The organism is Streptomyces sp. NPDC056161 (genome assembly GCF_042268025.1).
Classification (GTDB): Bacteria; Actinomycetota; Actinomycetes; order Streptomycetales; family Streptomycetaceae; genus Streptomyces.
Genome location: NZ_JBHJUV010000019.1, coordinates 59277 through 76329, shown reverse-complemented (window position 1 = coordinate 76329; position 17053 = coordinate 59277). Strand labels below are relative to the sequence as shown.

18 protein-coding genes are annotated in these 17053 nt (G+C 70.4%); 2 read left to right on the top strand and 16 right to left on the bottom strand.

What is annotated here, in order from left to right; translation table 11 throughout:
- Nucleotides 1-182: 182 nt before the first annotated feature.
- The 9 genes from ACFC09_RS19400 to ACFC09_RS19360 all read right to left on the bottom strand — a co-directional run bounded on the left by ACFC09_RS19400 (nt 183) and on the right by ACFC09_RS19360 (nt 5946).
- Nucleotides 183-731: a hypothetical protein gene (locus ACFC09_RS19400; protein WP_376529688.1), complete on the bottom strand. Its 549-nt coding sequence runs from the start codon at nt 729-731 to the stop codon at nt 183-185.
- A gap of 212 nt (nt 732-943) precedes the next feature.
- Nucleotides 944-2125: a methyltransferase domain-containing protein gene (locus ACFC09_RS19395; protein WP_376529686.1), complete on the bottom strand. Its 1182-nt coding sequence runs from the start codon at nt 2123-2125 to the stop codon at nt 944-946.
- 2 nt (nt 2126-2127) lie between these two features.
- On the bottom strand, nt 2128-2265 hold the full coding sequence (locus ACFC09_RS19390; protein WP_376529684.1) for a hypothetical protein: 138 nt from the start codon (nt 2263-2265) through the stop codon (nt 2128-2130).
- A 177-nt stretch (nt 2266-2442) separates the two neighbouring features.
- Nucleotides 2443-2958 carry a GNAT family N-acetyltransferase gene (locus ACFC09_RS19385; protein WP_376529861.1) on the bottom strand — a complete coding sequence of 172 codons (516 nt, stop codon included), beginning with the start codon at nt 2956-2958 and terminating at the stop codon, nt 2443-2445.
- Nucleotides 2959-2991: 33 nt separating this feature from the next.
- Nucleotides 2992-4557, bottom strand: coding sequence for an asparagine synthase-related protein (locus tag ACFC09_RS19380; RefSeq protein WP_376529683.1), 1566 nt, complete (start codon nt 4555-4557; stop codon nt 2992-2994).
- 64 nt (nt 4558-4621) lie between these two features.
- Nucleotides 4622-4783 (bottom strand): hypothetical protein, encoded by a 162-nt coding sequence (locus tag ACFC09_RS19375; RefSeq protein WP_376529682.1) that lies wholly within the window; start codon nt 4781-4783, stop codon nt 4622-4624.
- Between the two features lie 71 nt (nt 4784-4854).
- Nucleotides 4855-5283: a hypothetical protein gene (locus ACFC09_RS19370; RefSeq protein ID WP_376529681.1), complete on the bottom strand. Its 429-nt coding sequence runs from the start codon at nt 5281-5283 to the stop codon at nt 4855-4857.
- 4 nt (nt 5284-5287) lie between these two features.
- Nucleotides 5288-5782, bottom strand: a complete 495-nt coding sequence (locus ACFC09_RS19365) for a hypothetical protein (RefSeq protein ID WP_376529679.1) — start codon at nt 5780-5782, stop codon at nt 5288-5290.
- Complete coding sequence (locus ACFC09_RS19360) at nt 5779-5946, bottom strand: hypothetical protein (protein WP_376529677.1); 168 nt, start codon at nt 5944-5946, stop codon at nt 5779-5781. The genes ACFC09_RS19365 and ACFC09_RS19360 overlap by 4 nt, the downstream gene beginning before the upstream one ends.
- A 504-nt stretch (nt 5947-6450) precedes the next feature.
- Between ACFC09_RS19360 and ACFC09_RS19355 the strand changes: the two genes are divergently transcribed.
- Nucleotides 6451-7791, top strand: a complete 1341-nt coding sequence (locus ACFC09_RS19355; RefSeq protein ID WP_376529675.1) for a tetratricopeptide repeat protein — start codon at nt 6451-6453, stop codon at nt 7789-7791.
- A gap of 84 nt (nt 7792-7875) precedes the next feature.
- Here the strand turns inward: ACFC09_RS19355 and ACFC09_RS19350 are convergent, their stop codons facing one another.
- The 3 genes from ACFC09_RS19350 to ACFC09_RS19340 all read right to left on the bottom strand — a co-directional run bounded on the left by ACFC09_RS19350 (nt 7876) and on the right by ACFC09_RS19340 (nt 10528).
- Nucleotides 7876-9027, bottom strand: a complete 1152-nt coding sequence (locus ACFC09_RS19350) for a methyltransferase domain-containing protein (RefSeq protein WP_376529673.1) — start codon at nt 9025-9027, stop codon at nt 7876-7878.
- A 30-nt stretch (nt 9028-9057) separates the two neighbouring features.
- A complete protein-coding gene (locus tag ACFC09_RS19345) occupies nt 9058-9201 on the bottom strand; it encodes a hypothetical protein (protein WP_376529671.1) in 144 nt (47 codons plus the stop codon).
- A 163-nt stretch (nt 9202-9364) separates the two neighbouring features.
- A complete protein-coding gene (locus tag ACFC09_RS19340) occupies nt 9365-10528 on the bottom strand; it encodes a hypothetical protein (protein WP_376529669.1) in 1164 nt (387 codons plus the stop codon).
- A 123-nt stretch (nt 10529-10651) separates the two neighbouring features.
- Between ACFC09_RS19340 and ACFC09_RS19335 the strand changes: the two genes are divergently transcribed.
- Entirely contained in the window at nt 10652-12412 is a 1761-nt protein-coding gene (locus tag ACFC09_RS19335) for a hypothetical protein (protein WP_376529667.1), read from the top strand.
- On the opposite strand, the gene ACFC09_RS19330 is transcribed toward ACFC09_RS19335, so the two are convergent.
- The 4 genes from ACFC09_RS19330 to ACFC09_RS19315 all read right to left on the bottom strand — a co-directional run bounded on the left by ACFC09_RS19330 (nt 12399) and on the right by ACFC09_RS19315 (nt 16851).
- Complete coding sequence (locus ACFC09_RS19330) at nt 12399-15041, bottom strand: SpoIIE family protein phosphatase (RefSeq protein ID WP_376529665.1); 2643 nt, start codon at nt 15039-15041, stop codon at nt 12399-12401. The two genes, ACFC09_RS19335 and ACFC09_RS19330, sit on opposite strands and share 14 nt — an antisense overlap.
- 628 nt (nt 15042-15669) lie before the next feature.
- Nucleotides 15670-16119: an ATP-binding protein gene (locus ACFC09_RS19325; RefSeq protein ID WP_376529663.1), complete on the bottom strand. Its 450-nt coding sequence runs from the start codon at nt 16117-16119 to the stop codon at nt 15670-15672.
- 99 nt (nt 16120-16218) lie between these two features.
- Complete coding sequence (locus ACFC09_RS19320) at nt 16219-16629, bottom strand: (deoxy)nucleoside triphosphate pyrophosphohydrolase (RefSeq protein WP_376529660.1); 411 nt, start codon at nt 16627-16629, stop codon at nt 16219-16221.
- A gap of 30 nt (nt 16630-16659) precedes the next feature.
- Nucleotides 16660-16851: an SPOR domain-containing protein gene (locus tag ACFC09_RS19315; RefSeq protein ID WP_376529657.1), complete on the bottom strand. Its 192-nt coding sequence runs from the start codon at nt 16849-16851 to the stop codon at nt 16660-16662.
- Nucleotides 16852-17053: the final 202 nt, after the last annotated feature.

Sequence of the window (17053 nt, the reverse complement as noted above, 5' to 3'; positions counted from 1 at the left end):
ACTATCGTTTCCTCGCAGGCTCACCGGCGAGACGGTCGACAGGAGTCTCCAGTCATCGGTCTCCTCAAGTACCGCCCGCTGCCCCGAAGTAAGCTGCGTGACATCGGTGGACAGGTAGTTTGTCAACGGCATAGTTCCTCCACAAGCATAAAACGCACTCCACGAGTGAACTCAATCACTCACTACCTACCGCCCCGGCTGAGCCAGTTACGGATATTCTTGACTTTAATGCCCATCCGGGAAGAATGAGCATCAAGAGGAGAAGGCGCAGACCTTCGTCCATCCGTGGGGGGCAGACCTGCATTTGCGTACCGTGATATTTCGTGGTTAGCCGGCTGCACATCACTTCGAGGGTCCGGGGGTAGCGCGGGGTCGGCACCTTCAGGAATTTCGGCCCGCCACGTTGAAATAGACGAGGCTGAATCGATTCGAGGAAGGTTGTCCAGCCGCGCCTTCAGCATAGGATCTCCGGAAATCCGTGAAAGTCGACCAAAAGTAACCCCCTCCTCGTAAACTTCGAGCACTGATTTATGATGTTCATTCCAGTCTCCACCCAGACGTTCCTTGCGTTGGTCAGCGTGGTCTTTGACAATATTCGTTCCATAACGCTTTTGATAGGTTATGCCGACCTCCACGGCCACATTCCACACATCACGCAGCTGATCGTCTTTCAGTAGCGCCCGTTGACGCTCAGTAAGCTTCTCGGCCCCGGTGGGCTGGTTGCCACTCAATGGCATGGTTCCTCCACAGGCAGAAGACGTACTCCCTGTGCACGACAACGTCACAGCTGTCCGCGTGGTTCAAGAGAGGAGCCATCGCCGCGCCACGACCGCTTCTGCAACCTGGCAGGCGGACCGGCTTGCCGCGAACGGTGCGGTGGGACGAGTGCGCACACCGAACGCGCCGGGCGCGCACGGACGGGACCGCCGGCAGGCTTTCCGGATCACCCCTGCCGGACCGGCTGCACAAGGTGGCCCGGATGATCGAGCCACACCCGCTCGCCGTCGGCGTCCACGGCGAGCCCGAACCGCTCGAACCCCGGTTTCCCCTGCTCCTCCCACCAGCGGTAGGCGGTTTCGATCTCGTCCCACAGCCTTCGGGGACCGAACTGGTAGACCTCGAACTCCTCGCGGTCCCTCTCGTAGTCCGCCGTCGCCCACGAAGTGACGGCCGTGTCCCGCAGCCACAGCGTGTATGTGCCGTCGTCGTACGACTCCATCCACGGGAAGGCCCCGGGAACCTGCACTCCGACGGCGAACATGACCGGCCAGTCCCCCACCGCGTCCGGAGAAAGCGTCGTCACACTCCGGGTACCGTTCGCCGGCCATTTCCTACCCCCGAGGTACTCCCGGACGTGGGTCCGCCGGACTCGCTGAGCCCTCAGCCGCATGAAGGCCGACGATCCGACGAAACAGCCGGACGCGCTCCCGTCACCGGCCACGGTCAGCCGGACCACGGCTTCCCCGCCGTACGTCGGTCCCCACGGGGCGACGATGATGCCGCCCGGTTTCGTCTGCTCGATCCACTGCCGGGGAACACGGCCGATGGACGCTGTGGCGATCACGCGGTCGTACGGGGCGCCCTCGGCGTATCCCTCGGCTCCGTCGCCGATGACGGACACCGGATCGAATCCGGCGTCGTTCAGTCGCCTGTGCGCTTCCCGCGCAGTGTCCCCGTCCACTTCGACGGTGAACACGTTCCGGGAGCCGAGCCGGTGAGAGAGCAGCGCCGCGTTCCATCCTGTCCCGGTGCCGATCTCCAGTACCCGGTGACCCTCCTCGACGGCGAGCGCATCGAGCATCGAGAAGACCATGCTCGGCATGGAGTTGGAGCTTGACGGGATCCCGCCTCTGCCGGGCCCGGTGTACGCGCCGTCGTCCCACTGGGTCGTGATCGGCGCGTCCCGGTGGACGGCCGCCCACCACATCTCGGGCTCCTCGTCTCGGATCACCCGGTCGTCCTGCCGGTTCATACCGGCGCGACCGGGCCAGATCACCTCGGGGACGAACAGATGCCGGGGTACGGCGTTGCAGGCGGGCAGCCACTCAGTGGTGAGCGCGCCCTTTTCCAGGAGCGCGGAGACGAGCCCCTGGGGACCCGTCTCCTCTTCGCTGTGCGCAGTCACGTTCAGCGGCCGTCCGCCGGGCCCTGGCCGTCGTTGGTGTTGCCGCCCTCGTCCGAGCCGCCCCCGCCGTGCTTGTTGCCGCTGTCGCTGTCGTCCTGCGGGTTCCCGCCGTCAGCCGTCGTGAGCCACCATGCGCGCATCTTGATTACCTCCGTGGATCAATCGACTTCCCACTCCCACACCGCTTTTGCGGAGGGAGTCGTGCAGCACCCGCCGAATGCTGGGCGGGAGACCGGCATGCCGCGTCAGCGAGCCGGGGTCTTGGGGTCCCACCTTCTTGCATAGGGCGCCCGGCCGCTTGCCTGTGCCTGCGGCCTCTATAGCGCCCGGAACATCTCTTCCATAGCCGTGACGCGTTCGGCTCGGCGGCCCATGAGAAACACCTTGGTGTGCGTGCGCTGCACCTCGTGCACCACTTTGAAGCCTTGAGTCTCGTTGTACCTCACCAGTTCGGGGAAATGGCAGCCACGCCGAACCCAGGCGCGCCCTTCCTGTGCTGCCCGGTCCACCGCCCACAGCCCCATCACGGTTCCCGGCTTCTTGTTCCGATAAGCGGGATCGGTGACTGTCGAGTACAGGTAGTGAGCCGACTCCCGCAGTTCGTCTTCCGTCCAGCCCCACGGGGGTGTGTGTTCCTGAACGGTGGTGCACCCGATGATTCGCCCCTTGTCCTCTGCGAGAACCCACACATCGCCATCGGGATTCTTTGCCTGCCGCGCGAGTTCGGCCGCACTCTCCCGCCAACTCGGAAGCCCGCGTTCTTCCAACCAGCAGGAGCGGGCAAGGATCATGTCTTCAACGGCAGGAATATCATCGGCTGTGGCCGAACGCATGGCGAACACGTCTTCTCCTGATGATTGGAAGGACTACAGGAAGGCGCTGGCAGCGAAGTGGAGGTCCAAGACTTCGAGCAGTTGTGCGTCCCCGTCCTCTCGATACGGCCCTGCGGCCAGCCGACGGACAGCAACCCGGAGGCCGTCGGGGTCCACCAGCCTTTCATCGAAAAGCGGCGAGCCGTCGTGGAGCATCTTGGCGAACAGGGAGCGCGCAATCGTCGTTAGCGTGTGCTGAACGACTTCCGCGAACGACTCCCGCTCTCGGGATTCAGTGACGTCCGCGCTCAGCCCGAGGGCGGCAAGCCTGCGCCGTTGGAGCTTTTTAAGTTCACGCCAGTGAAGTGGCAGCCATTCGCCGAGTTGGACCATACCCGGGTCGGCGAATGGGTGCACCGGCCAGATACCCGCCCGCATGAGTACGGGGGCTGTGGTCTCCAGCGACAGCAGGGTCATGGAGTTGACGGCAGCGGGCGGGGCAACACCGTCGTCGGCGAACTCCAGCGCGGCACGGGCCCGGTCTGCGATCCAGGGCAGGCCGTCGCTGATCTCCCCCATGGATTTGTGCGGATACTCGGCCTGCGACAGGGCCACCATTTCGTCTCCGCCCAGCCCGGTCACCACCACACGAGCACCGTGATGGGCCAGGTCCTCAGTCAGCTTGGTGAACGGGCGGTGAAGAGGCTCCTCGTACGGGCTGATCTTCTCGCCCCTGACCCGGGCGCACTCCGGCGACAACGGCGCGTGTTCCAAGGCGTCGATCAGATGGTCCTGATCCGCGAACGGCAGTGCCCTGATGATCTCCGAGCGCCGGCGGAACTGGTGAGCGCGCCCCGGGCCGGCGATCATCAGTGCGGCAGTCGGGTAGCGGCCCGGGTAGCGCTCAGCCAATCGGGTTCCCACGGTGCCGGAGTCGAACCCGCCCGTGAGGTGCACAACCGTCTCCACACGGTCGATCGGCCGGAGGTCGAGGGCATCGTCCATCGCTTCCATGAACGCCCCGAGAATGTCAGCATCAGCAGCCAGTTCGCGCGGCCCCCCGTGCAACACCGGTTCGGGGTAACGCAGGCAGAGGTGACCGCCGTAGATGGCGGTCGCACGCTCGGTCACCCTGTGAATGCCCTGGAACACCGTCTCGGTGCTGTACCGAGGACGGTAGATCAGCAGCCGTGCGACTTCACGGGGGCTGAGACCGGTGGCGTGTCCGGCAAGGTCAGCCATGTCCCATGACCCATGCAGGCTCGTACGGTCGTACGCGACGTAGAGCGGTGCGATACCTCCCGGCCCTGCTGTGACACGGCACGGGTCATCAGGGGCGGTTTCTACGAGTACGTAGTCCGCAGGCCACTGTTCCGCCAGAATGCGAGCCTCGTCGAACTCACCGGGTGTGACCTTGCGGAGCGCCGGATGGTGCGCTTCCCGGCCTGCGACGCGCTCACGTACGACGAGAAGTGTCCGGGTGCCGTCCGTGACAGCGACGTGTTCCACCAGGGGGTGATCGTACGGAGCGATCTCGCTCGTCCTGTCGACAGTGGCGTACCTGTGGCCGTTCCAGGCCCACACCGTGCTCGCATACGGAGTGAGGCGTAACTTGATCACTCTTGTTCTCCCTTCGGGGTGAGCCCGAGGGGCACGGGGTTCTGTGCCCCTCGGGCGTTGTGGTTCAGGTGGCGGTGGTGTCGTACGTCTTGGCGCCGTCCGACGAACCCGAGACCTTCTTGTACTCGTGTGTCTCAGCGGGTGACTGCACTCGCCGCTGCACCTTGGTGATGAACAACTTCTCGAAATGGCGGGCAATCCTGGGCGGCGGTACGAACTCCTTCATCCCTTTTCTTCCTCCAACTTTGCCGATACCGGGACCTTCCCGGCGCCTCTGTGCACTTCCGTCCCGCCTGGTTACCGGTGCGGACCGGCCTGGCGGGACGCGCCCCACTCGTTCAGCCGTTCCGAAACCCACGTGTGACCGACGGTGAACGACCGTGCGAGGGACGCGACGGACTCACCGCTCCGGTAACGCACGATCACCTCCGTACGGCTCTCGACGAAATCAGCCTGCGCGGCACGCACCTCGGCCCTCGTCCGTCGCGGCATGCGTCCGCGGAAGACGCGTTGAGCCGGGCGGCGGTGCAGGTGCGCTTCGTAGCGCTGGCGGCGCGGGACGCCCCAGTCGTCGAGCCGGAGCGTCAGCCAGTTGGGGGTGACGCCGTACGCATCGGCGATCCTGCGCACCGGCTCGCCGGTCCGGTACCGCTCGATGATGGTGTCCTTGTCCGCTCGGGCCGCTTCGCGCGCGGCTGCCTTCTCGGCTGGGGTCGGACGGCGCACGGGCCTACCTCCACGGGTCTTCGGCGGATTCGTACAGCGAGTGCGGCAGACCGCCGGTGCGGTGGGTCAGGGTCAGCTGTTCGGGCGGCGAGGGGTCGGGTCTGCCGGTGGTGGGGAGTCGGGCGGGCCGGAGGGACAGGGTGTACGTGCAGTCCGCGTCCGGGATCGCGACGGACAGGGGGCGCCCGCCTCTGATGAGGTCGCGTGCGGCACGCCACTCTCCGGGATCGGTGGCCCATACCCGTAGCTCGGCCGGGCAGTCAGGCAGGGGTACGGCCGCCTTCCGCATGCTCGGCCGTACCCACGCGGACCGCGCGGGGTCGGGGTCGAGCCGGTCCGCGAGCCGCAGGGCTTCACTCTGGAGCCAGCGGAGCGCCAGCACCGGGGAGATGGTCCAGAAGGTGCCCAGGACGTGGCCCACCGTCTGGTCTGTGCCGAACACCGGTCCCTTCGCGCGTACCTCGGCCCGGTAGCCCGCCGGTCCCGGTCCGCCGCTCACGCCGGGCCCTCCCGCCACATCACCCACGGACGTTCGATCACCTCGGCGTAACTGGTGTGCTCGGGGTGCTCACGCAGGTGGTCAAAGGCCCATTTCTGCGGCTCGCCCGGGTTCTCGCTCGACGGCGACTCCGCCGCGCACGCGGAGTCGTCGCCGTCGAGCATGAGACATCGGAGTACGTACGTGGTCGGTGGGGCGTCGTCGTCACGGTCGGGCCGTAACGTCCAATTGAAGAACGTGAAGTGACGTCGGGTCAGGGGGTTCACAGCAGCTCACCCCGGCTTCGTGCGTTCGCACGGGCGGTCTCTGCGCGTAGGCGCTGCTCGGGGCTCGCGGGTTGCACGTAGGCGGGGTCGGCGTCCCATTCCTGACCGCCGGTGACAGGCCGAAGAGACCACACTCCGCACCACTCGCCGCGGAACTCGCCCACTATGCCCCGCCCCACGTCGTGAAACAGAGTCCCCACGGCGGGCGCCGCCGGGATGTTCGTGGGTCCAGTCGCTCCCGCCCATTCCTGGTCGGGAGGTGTCTGGCTGCTCATGGCTGGCCCCTCGCTTTCACAGGGTGATCTCTTCACCTCTAAGCAACCGCACGACCACGCTCCGGGGTAGCTTGGAGTCCGGACCAGGACTTGAAAGCCTTGAAAGTTCGCACGGGGAGTCGGGGCGATGAGCAAGCGGGAACCGAACGCGGGATTGGCTCGGCTGATCAGCGAAGCCGGTTGGACGCACGCGCAGTTGGCACGGCAGACGAACGCCGTCGGCACCGAGACAGGCACCCCGTTCCGCTACGACGAGTCGGCCGTGACCCACTGGCTGAACGGGACGGTTCCGCGGGACGCCGCTCGGCGATGCATCCTTGAAGCCCTGCGGCGAAAACTGAACCGGCACGTCACCTACATCGAAGCGGGCTTTCCACTCCCCAAGGGCGACCACCCGGCCACCGCAGACGACACGGTGGAAGGGGTGATCGAACTGGGCAGGCAGGACATGGACCCGTCACGGCGCGGCGTCCTCGGCGCCGGATTGTTCTCCGTGGCGCTCACCATCCCCGGTTGGCAGGACGTGGTGGGGCGCCTGGAGGCGTTCGGGACCGGACGGGTGACCCGCATAGGGATGCCGGAAGTCCGGACGGTCATCGACATGACCACCAAAGTGTCCGAACTGGACGATCAGTTCGGTGGGCGTCACGCACGCCCCATGGCCGCCGCGTTCATGGTCAACACGGTAGCCGGCTATCTACGCGCGGACGCACCGGAAGACGTCCGCAAGGCGATGCTTTCTGCAGCCTCGGACCTGCTCTATCTGACGGGCTATATGGCGGTGGACGAAGGGCTGCACGGGCTCGCGCAGCGCTATTACGTCAAGGCCCTGGAGCTTGCGGGGGCGGCTGATGACCACCTCACTTACTGCACCACTCTGCGCGGTATGAGCGTGCAAGCGGTCGACCTGGGTCACAGCGCGAGGGCCATGGAGTTGGCGGAGGCCGCTGCCGCCGCGTCTCCGAAGGCAGGGCCACGGATGCAGGCTTTCCTTGCCGGCCAGCAGGCACATGCCGCCGCACAGATCGGTGACCGAAGCAGGTCACTGCGGTACATCCGCGAAGCGGAGGCTGCTATGGACCGCGCCGAGTCTCGTGGCAAGGTGTTCGGCTCGTACGATCCTTCGGCGCTTAACTATCACATCAGCCAAGTCCGTTACGAACTTGGCGACGCCCATGGGGCCGTTGAAGCCCTTCAGCAGTCGGACCGGCTGCTCTATGACATCTACCGCCGGACTCGGGTACGCCAGCGCACCTACCTGGCTGAGCGCCAATTCGAAATCGGCCACCTCGAAGCCGCCTGCACCACCTGGCACCAGGCACTCGACGATTACCCCATGGTGCAGTCCGGCCGTGCTGACGACCGTATGCGGACCATGGTCAGGATGATCAAGCCGCATACACGCAATGCTCATGCGCGAGCCCTCTACGACCGGGCCCGAACCACCCTCCCCGCCTCCCTGCACTGACGGCAGAAGCCCTGCCCCACACCTCCCTGTGCCCGAAGGCACGGCGGAGCAGCCGTTCCGGCGTGAACTCCGCCGCGCTGGGTGTCACGCGAACGTCAGGACGTCCGCCGGGCGGTCGAGCCAGGCGCGGGTGGCCCCGTCCGGGCCGACCGTGAGACCGAACCGGCCGAGGTCGGGCCTGCCCCGCTCTGCCCACCAGGTCAGGGCTCGCTCTACCTCGTCCCACAGTCGGCGCGGCCCGGACTGGTGGACCGTGGCGACCGGCTCGCCGCTGCGGAACTCGACGGCGGCCCATGACCGGCTCGTCAGGTCGAAGAACCACGCCTTCGCGGTCCCCTGGTCCGTCTGGTTGACGACGTGGGCGCAGTCCGGCACACAGAGCCCCGCTACGAACCGGGCGGGCTGATTGCGACCCCCCAGATCCGCCAGGGTGACCGCTGTACGGGACACTTCGGCGTCGCCGGGGAAGGCGGGGACGTAACCGCGGAAGCGGTTCCAGTCGAGACGCTGAGCCCGTAGTTTCATGAACTCGACCATGCGCAGGAACGGCCCGGACGCCTGGCCGTCCTCGTGCACGGTCAGCCGGACCAGCGCGTCCTGGTCGCTGTAGTGGGTGCCCCACGGGACGAGGATGATCCCGCCCGGCCGCGTCTGCTCCAACCACGCCGGTGGGACGGCCCGCACGCCCGCCGTGACGATCACGCGGTCATACGGTGCCCCGTCCGGCCATCCGTCCCGGCCGTCTCCCTGGACCACCTCGGGGCTGAGTCCGGCCCGCTTCAAGGCGGTGCGGGCCTGCTCCACGACCGCGGCGTCGATCTCGACGCTGGCCACATGGGAACTGCCCAACCTGCGCGACAGCAGGGCGGCGTTCCAGCCGGTGCCGGTGCCGACTTCGAGCACCCGCATGCCGTCGCTCACGTCCAGGTCGCGGAGCATCGAGGCGACGACGTACGGCATGCTGGCGGAACTGGTCGCCACCGTGCCCGGCTCGGTGCCGATGTGCCGCCCGTCGTCCCACTGGGTGACGATCGGGGCGTCCGCATACGCGGCCCGCTCCCACGCTTCCGGGTCGTCGCCACGATGGACGGGGACGCTGCGGCCGGTGGTCATGTCGTAGGACCAGACGAGATCCGGCAGGAACAGCGTGCGCGGTACGGCCCGGAACGTCTCGGCCCATTCGGGCGTCAGGGCTCCGATGTCACGGAGGGACCGCGCCGGCTCGTCACTCGTCACTGGCGCGGCCGTCCTGCTCAGGGGTGGGCGTCACTTGCGGTGCTTCCCGTCACCTTCGGGGCTGCCACTGTCCGGGGGCGGCGGCGGGGGCGGCGTCCACGGCTCGCCGGGGAGGTTGTCCCCGGCGTCACCGCTGTCCCCGTCACCCCCGTTCCACACGAACGGTCCCTTCATCGTCGGGCCCTCCCTCGACTCGCACGGAACCCGTCAGGCAGAGCGCCGAACGGGGTCTACTCACACGCACGGTAGTGGGCTCCCCTGCCCGCCGGGGCGCCACCGGGGGAGCGGATAAAGACGACATGGTGCACGTTTCACGCCGTCCGTACGTACGTCACGCTCACCCCACCCACCCGTCCCGATACTCCCGCCAGTTCTCCTCCGTCGCCGCGAAGTCCACGTACAGGGCGACGCCGAAGCGGGTGCGGTCGGCGGCCGTGCGGGACAGGCCCAGGCGGACGCCGCGGACGGCGGCCGGGACGGTCTCGGCGTGCGCCCAGTGTCCGAAGCGGTTCTCGCTGAAGAAGGGCAGGCCCATCAGGAGGTCGGTGGACTCAGGGGTGACCTCCAGGGCCAGTGAGGTCTGCTGGGCGACGTAGCCGCCGTACAGGCTCTCCAGCGGCTGCATGGTGTCGTACGACATCACGGCGATCTGGTCGACGCGGCGGGCCACCTGGCCGAAGAACTCCTGCGACCACCACTTGGGGTGACCGGTGACCGCGCCGAAGACGGAGTGGAGGGCGGGCAGCGGGTCGATCTGGTGGGCGGCGACGGAGAGCAGGGCGTCGTGCTCGCGGGTGACGCGGCGCAGGTCGTCGAGGAGGGTGAGGTAGTCGCGGTCGCCGGAGTGCAGCGGCTCCAGGTCGAAGTGGGCGCCTTCGAACCCCGCCGCGAGGACCTGCCGGGCGGAGCGGACGACGGCGGTCCGGGTCTGCGGGCGTTCCAGGCGCATTCCGTCGGGGGTCTCGGTGGCCAGGACGTCGCCCAGCCATGCCTGGACGCGGACACCGGGGAGTTCGCGGTGCACGGCGGCGACCAGCCAGGCGGCCTTCGGGTAGGCGGACTCGGGGAGCGTGCCGTCGTGTTCCAGCGGGCCTGCGTGCACGTACAGGTCCCGGATGCCGGTGCCGTCCAGTTGCCGGGCGAGGGCCGCGACGTCGGCGTCGTCCTTGCGCCCGTCCACCCAGGCGTGGCCGAGCCAGAGGGCGTCCCGGTCGCGGGTGTGGGTGCCGTCGGCCGGGTCCCCCGCGTAGTTCACCCGCAGCGCGATGCCCGCGGCAAGGAGAGGGAGCAGGACGACGAGGGCCAGGGTGCCGGCCGCCCAGCGCAGCCACCGCCTGCGCCGCGGCCCCCGAACCGTGGCCGACTCCGATGCCGGTGCCGACTCCGACTCCGGTGCCGACCCGGGCTCCGGTGCCGACTCCGACTCCGGTGCCGACCCGGGCTCCGGTGCCGACCCGGGCTCCGGTGCCGGTCTGGGTTCCGCTGCCGGTTCCATGGTCATGCCGCCCCCTGTCTCGTCGTCCCCGTGCCGTCCCGCCGTCCCGTCGTCCCCTGCCGTCGCCTCGTCCCCCGCGCGTATCCATCCCGCTCGCGGAGCCGGGCAGCCGCCCATACGCTCCGAAATGTGACGTCATCCGTGTTCCGGGGCCGGCCCAGGCATGCCGCGTCGTACATATCCGTGCGGGTGGCGCACACCGTGCTGGGCGGTTCCGTCTCGGTCGCGTGGCTGGTGTTGCCGGTGATGACGATCGGCACCCAAGATCCGGTTCCCGCGGTGCGGGCCGGACCGGTGTCCGTGGCCGAGGCCGCCGCGCCGGAACAGCACAGGACGTCCCCGGCCGATCTCGTCGTACCGCTGGTGGCCGTGGGCACGGCGGGAGTCCTGGCGGGATACGCATATGTACGGCGCACCCGGCGGGCCCGGACCCGTACGACGCCCGCGTCCGCGGAGCCGCCCGCGCGTACCCACGTCGTGTCCGACCGGCAGGCTCGGGCCGCGCTGGTCGCGGCGGACGACGCCGTGCGCACCAGCAGGGAGGAACTGGCCTGGGCCGCCGCGCGGTTGGGGGCCGCGGCCGTCGAGCCGTTCATTCGGGCGCTGCGGACGGCCGAGACCGAGCTGTCGGCCGCGTTCGCGATACACCGGCGCTACGAGGAGGGTCTGCCGGGCGACGCGGGCGCCCGGCGGCAGGCGCTCGTGGGGGTGCTGGGGCGGTGCGCGGAGGCCGGGCGGCGGCTGGACGCGGAGGCGGCCGGGTTCGACCGGACGAGGGCCCTGGAACGCGACGCGGGCGGGGCGACGGAGGCCGCGGAGGGGCGGGGGCGGGAGCTGGCCGGGCGGGCGGCCGACGCGGAGGCCACCTCGGCCGGGCTGGTCGAGCGGCATGGGCCGGCCGCCGTCGAACCCGTCCAGGGGTACGCCGTACAGGCCCGGGACCGGCTGGTGTTCGCCGCCGCGCAACTCGACCGGGCCCGTCAGGCGACCGGTGCGGGCGAGACGATGCGGGCGGTCCGCGGGCTGCGCGCGGCCGAGGGCGCCCTAGCCCAGGCGGACGTCCTCGTGACCGGGGTGGCGCGGCTCTCCCGTGACCTGCGCGAGGCCGCGGCGCTGGTACCGGCGGCACTCACCGGCGCCGAGGCGGCACTGGCCGACGCCCGGAGGGGCGCGGGGACCCGGGGGTACGGGGACGACGCCCCGTTCGAGCGAAGCCGGGCCCTGAGGCGACCGCCCGGCCGCCACGGCACCGCGGTCGGCCGCAACGGCACCGCGGCCGGTCGCAACAGCACCGCGGCCGGTCGCAACAGCACCACCGCCCGTCGCAACGGCGCCACCGCCGACCGGCGACCGCCCGCCCCGGTCCCGCCGCCGAAGCAGCTCGTCCCGGTGGGCGAGCTGCGGGCCCGGCTGGCGCACGCCGACACCGTGCTGGCCGCCGTACGGCAGGAGCTGACCGGCGGGCCGTACGACCCGCTGGACGCCCTGCGGCGGATCGCGCGGGCCGTCGAGCCGGTCGGCGCGGGCCGCCGGGGCGTCGTGGCGCTCGCCGGGTTCCGTGCCGCGCGCAGCGCCGCCGCTTCCGCCGAGGATTTCGTGGCCACCCACCGGGCGGCGGTGGGCGCCGAGGCCCGCACGCTGCTGGCGGAGGCGGTACGGCAGCTCGCGCAGGGCGACACCCGGGCCGCCGACGAACTCGCCCGCGCGGCCCGGACCCTCGCCGAGCGGGACGTGCGCGTCCACGGGACCCCGTACGCCGGTGCGGCCGGGCACGATCTCGGACTGGCCGGTGCCGTCCTCGGCGGTGTCCTGCTCGGCGAGGAACCCGACGGCGGCCCTCCGGCGAGCTTTGGCGGGCCGCTCACCCGGGGCCGGTTCAGAACAGGCTGAGCAGCGCCTCCGCCGGGTCCGTCAGGGCGTTCTCCCCGTCGGGGAGCGGCAGTTCGAACCAGACGGTCTTGCCGCGCGGGGTACGCCGGGAACCCCACGCGGCGCTGAGCAGGCCGACCAGTTGCAGGCCCCGGCCGCCCTCGTCGGTGTCCCGGGCCCGGCGGCGGCGCGGCTGGACCAGACCGGAGTCCCAGACCTCGCAGACCAGGGTGCGGTCCAGCAGCAACCGGAGTCGGATCTCGCCCTCGCCGTAGCGCAGCGCATTCGTCACCAGCTCGCTGACCAGCAGCTCCGTGGTGTCCACCAGGGGTTCCAGGTCCCAGCTGAGCAGTTGGCCGCGCGCGTACTCGCGGGCGCGGCCCACGCTGCGCGGCTCACGCGGCAGCGTCCAGTCGCCGACCGACTCGGCGGGCAGGCCCTGCACCCGGGCCATCAGCAGCGCGATGTCGTCCTCGCCGTGGTGGGTGTCGAGGGTGCTGAGGACGTGGTCGCAGATGTCCTCCAGGTTGGGACGGCCGTCGGCGCGCGGCGCCGCCGCCGGGGAGCGGGGGTCGGGGGCGAGTCCGGCCGGGTTGGTCAGCGCGCCCACGAACGCCTGCAACCCCTCGTCCAGCGGATGGTCGCGGGATTCGACGAGTCCGTCCGTGTAGAGGGCGAGCAGCGCGCCCTCGGGCAGTTCGACCTCCACCTCCTCGAAGGGTTCGCCGCCCACACCGAGCGGCATGCCCGGCGGCACGTCCAGCATCAGTGCCGCCTCGCCCGGCTCCACCAGCACCGGCGGCAGATGGCCCGCGTTGGCGAACGTGCAGCGTCTGGTCACCGAGTCGTACACGGCGTACACGCACGTCGCCAGGTAGACCTCGGAGAGGTCCGCGTCCCGGGGCTGGCGGGCCGTGCGGGTGGCCTGCTGGATGCCGCCGGGCGTGCCGAGGCCGCGGGCGATCTCGTCCAGCGCGGACAGCACCTCGGCGGGCTCCAGGTCGAGCAGCGCCAAGGTGCGTACGGCCGTGCGCAGTTCGCCCATGGCCACGGCCGCGCGCAGACCGCGGCCCATCACGTCACCGACGACCAGGGCCGTGCGGTGCCCGGGGAGTTCGATGACGTCGAACCAGTCGCCGCCGACCTCCGTGGCCGCGTTGCCGGGCAGATAGCGGCAGGCGATGTCCAGGCCCGACGCCTCCGGGTCGCCGGGCGGCAGCAGGGACCGTTGCAGTATCAGCGCCCGCTCGTGCTCCCTGCGGTACAGGCGGGCGTTGTCGATACAGACCGCGGCCCGTGCGGCCAGTTCGACCGCGAGGTCCCGGTCGCGGTCGCCGAACGGTTCGCTGCCCTTCGTACGGGAGAACTGCGCGAGGCCGACGACCGTGTCGTGGGCCACCATCGGCACGGCCAGCGTGGACTGGACGAGGCCGCCCTCCTCGGCGGGGACGGACTGCGGTCGGGCGGCGCGCAGGGCGTCCGCGCAGGGCGAGTTGAAGGGGTAGTGGTGGACGGCGCCGACCGCGACGGGCGAGCCGCCGCCGACGAACGGCGCGCCGGAGACCGCGCTGGCGAAGGCGACCCGGCGCAGGTCGGCGCTGCCGTCGGCGAGGCCCGGCGGGGTCTCGTCACCGGCCAGCAGCCCCTGGTAGAGGTCGACGCTGGCGAGGTCGCAGAAACCGGGGACCACGACGTCGAGGAGTTCGCGGGCGGTGGTCTCCAGGTCGAGGGAGTTCCCTATCCGGGCGCCCGCCTCGTTGAGCAGGGCGAGATTCCGCCGGGCGGCGGCGGCCTCGCGGGCGGCGGCGCGGCGGGCCGTGACGTCCGTGCCGAGCCAGGCGATGCCGAGCGGGCGGCCGGTGCCGTTTTGTACCCGGTAGAGGTTGACGGACCAGTGCCGGCGCTCCTCCGAGCCCCGGGTGAAGCCCGTGACGTGCATGTCCGTGATGGGCTCGCCGGTCTCCAGGACCCGGCGCAGGGTGGCGGCGACCCGTTCCGCCTCGCCCCGCGACAGGTAGTCGTGGACCCCGCGGCCGCGGTGGTCGGCGGGTTTGCCGCCGAAGAGGTCGGCGATCCGTGTGTTGACGCGCCGCACCCGCAGGTCGGTGTCGATCAACAAGAAACCGAACGGGGTTTGGCCGAAAATCGCCCGTGAGGCACCGAGGTCGGTCTCGATGCCCCGCAGGGTGCGGACGTCCACCACGATGCAGACGGCGGCCCGTTCGCCCTCGGCGGTCCTGGTCGGCATGACGAACACCTCGGCGAGGCCCTCCGCGTCGGGGCCGCCGCCGTGCTCGTCGGGCAGCCGGAAGGGGACCACACCGGTCCACTCCCGGCCGTCGAGGATCTCGGCCATCTTCCGCAGGCCGCGCTCACGCTGGTCGGGGGCGACGAAGGCCGCGATGGGGTCCATGCCCACGGCACGCTCGGCGGGGATCCCGAAAAGCCGCTCGGCCCGCAGGCTCCACTGGTCGACCAGCCCGTCGGGGCCGATCGAGAAGGACGCCACGTTGATGTAGTCGTAGAGGGAGCCGGGCGGGCTGCTCTGCCACAGGCCGTCGCCGGGCGCCGCGGCAGCCGCCACGCCCCGAAGCCTCGCGCCGTCCGACGGGTCCTCCGACTCCGTGGCCTTCGCTGGTATCTCGCTCACGCGAACCGTCCCCTCCAGCTCACCGCGCCCGGTACCGGTCACCAGGGGCGGCTGCCCGCAGTATCCAGCACTACGGGGCCGCACGGCACGGTGTTCACGATCACAACCTGGTCCGGACGGTGTCCGGACCGGGTCGCGACAACACTTTCAGTCTTCTAACCAGGGAACACGCCGTCGAACCACGTCCTCCGGTAACCGTCGTCGGACGGCCACCGCGAGTGGACGGCCCGGCAGGGCATGTACACCGGCTTCTCTCCCGTCACGCATCAGCACCTTCCGTATTCCACATACCGGTTCCCCGCCGCACCGGCGCACACCAGCGCACACGCGCACGGCAACGCGCACCGCCGCACGAATCCCCGCCGAACGGCGGACGGCCACCAACCGGGCGCCGACAGGGCGCCGGACGGCCCGCACCCAGAGGACCCCCAGAACCCCCACATCCAGCCAAAGGGGCGCGCGGAACTGCGCAACCAGCCACGACACACCCCCCAAGCCGAACAACACCCCACCACCCCCACCCACCAAGGGGCGCGAGGAACTGCGCGACCAGCCAAAACAACACCCCCCAACCGGCCCCCCGGCCCCCCGTCCCCCCGGCCCCCCTTCCCCCGTCCGGCAGGACCCGTCACCGCCCCTCAAGCGGAGCGCTCAGCTCGAACCACACCGTCTTCCCCTTGTCCGCCGGCCTGGTCCCCCAGCGACGCGACGAGTTGGCGACCAGTTGGAGACCGCGGCCACTCTCGTCGTCGGGCCGCGCCACCCGCTCGCGCGGCGGGTCGGGCAGCGGGTCGGACACCTCCACCCGCAGCGCCGCACCGAGGGCCGTACCGAGCGCCGCACGACGGACCAGACGGACTCCGATGGGCCCCGTCGCATGCCGCAGCGCGTTGGTCACCAGCTCGCTCACCAGGAGCGCCGCGACATCGGCGAGGCTGTCGAGGCCCCAGACCCGCAGTTGCTCGCGGACCGCGCGGCGGGCGGTGCGCACGGCCCCGGGGTGCGCCGGAAAGGTCCATTCGGCGCAGTCGCCTTCGGTGTCGATCACGCCGATCACATCCCAGGCCAGCGAACCCACCCATGTCCGGTTTCGTGGGGCTATTGGGCACATACCCGATATCCGGGACCCAGTACCGCCCGGGAAGGTGCACAGTGGCACAAACGGCGTACGGGACGCTCAGCGGGCGTCCGGCGCCGGCAGGCCCACCACCTCGCGCACCGCGGGGACGTCCTGGTCGAGCCAGTCCACTTCCCAGACCTCACCGGGGGCGAGGTGGCGCAGCGCGTCGTGGTCCTGGAGGGGCGCGGGGGCGGCGGAGCCGGGCCGCAGCCGGGCGGTCCACACCTGGAGCACGTACGGGCCCTTCAGGGGCCACTCCCCCGGGACGCGCGCGACGACCTCGGCGTCGACGCCGAGTTCCTCGCGCAGTTCGCGCACCAGGGCGTCCTCGGGCCGCTCACCGGGTTCGACCTTGCCACCGGGCAGTTCCCAGCGTCCGGCGAGGTCGGGGGGTGCGCTGCGGCGCGCGGCGAGCAGCCGGCCGTCGTCGAGCAGGGCGGCCGCCACCACCACGATCCGTTCCGTCATGTGGCGGAGCCTACGGGAGGGCCGTGCGGGTCAGTTGCGGGCGGCGCCGCCGTGCTGGCCGACGCGCTCGACCCAGTAGAGCTGTCTGTGCCCCCGGTCGTCGAGACTGTCGGCTATCTTCTGGGCCTCGGCGCGGGTCGCGTACCTGCCCACGCGGTAGCGATTGCCGTTGTCGTCCTGCCGTATGACGAGCCAGGGCAGGGTGACCGTGTCGTCGCTCATCGCGCCCCTCCGCTGCCCATCGCCCCGCCCTCTAAGGAAACCGCAATCCGCATATGCCCGAGCGTACGCCTAACCTTCACTGAGCGAATACGGCTTTTCACAAAGAGGTACGCAACCAGCCAGAACGCCGGGGGCGCGCGTTGCTGAACGCGCCCTGCGTGCGTTCCGGTGCGAGAGGTCGCCGCATGTCGCGGACCGGGCG